The sequence below is a fragment of the Dellaglioa sp. CoH-57-MRSF-16 genome (assembly GCF_056782055.1).
Genome location: NZ_JBXAXZ010000056.1, coordinates 1 through 468, shown reverse-complemented (window position 1 = coordinate 468; position 468 = coordinate 1). Strand labels below are relative to the sequence as shown.

The following is a 468-nucleotide window of genomic DNA, read 5'->3' as shown; positions in this document are numbered from 1 at the left end:
GAGTATCGTCAGTGACCCGAATTACTGGGGGAAGGTGTGTGCAGGATGTCTAATCATGGCAGAGGACACCGGCCGGTTCCTGATGCCACTGCGTAGTCCCGGCGTCACGAATCCTGATTGTTGGGGTACGTGGGGCGGTGCTGTAGACCATGGAGAGCATGTGGAGATGGCAGTGGCTCGTGAAGTACAAGAAGAGGCCGGCTATACCGGTCCGCTAAAGCTGCGTCCGCTGCTACTGTTCCGTGGGGACGGCATGGTGTACCAGAACTTCTTGGCCATAGTTCCTCATGAATTTCAACCCAAGTTGAATTGGGAAACGTCGGATGCCCAGTGGGTGGACGACATCGAGGACGTTAGTCCTCTGCATCCGGGCGTAGAAGCCCTGCTCAACGACGACACGTCGATGGCCTCTATCGCTTATTTTCGTGGCCAAGAAACGTACCGTGAACCGCATGAACTAGAAGGTGG

The 468-nt window shown here is 55.8% G+C and carries 1 protein-coding gene; it reads left to right on the top strand.

All coding sequences use genetic code 11. The features are described from left to right. Positions 1-55: 55 nt before the first annotated feature. On the top strand, positions 56-468 hold a 413-nt coding region (locus AC1RPH_RS07815), incomplete at its 3' end, for an NUDIX hydrolase (RefSeq protein WP_481762028.1).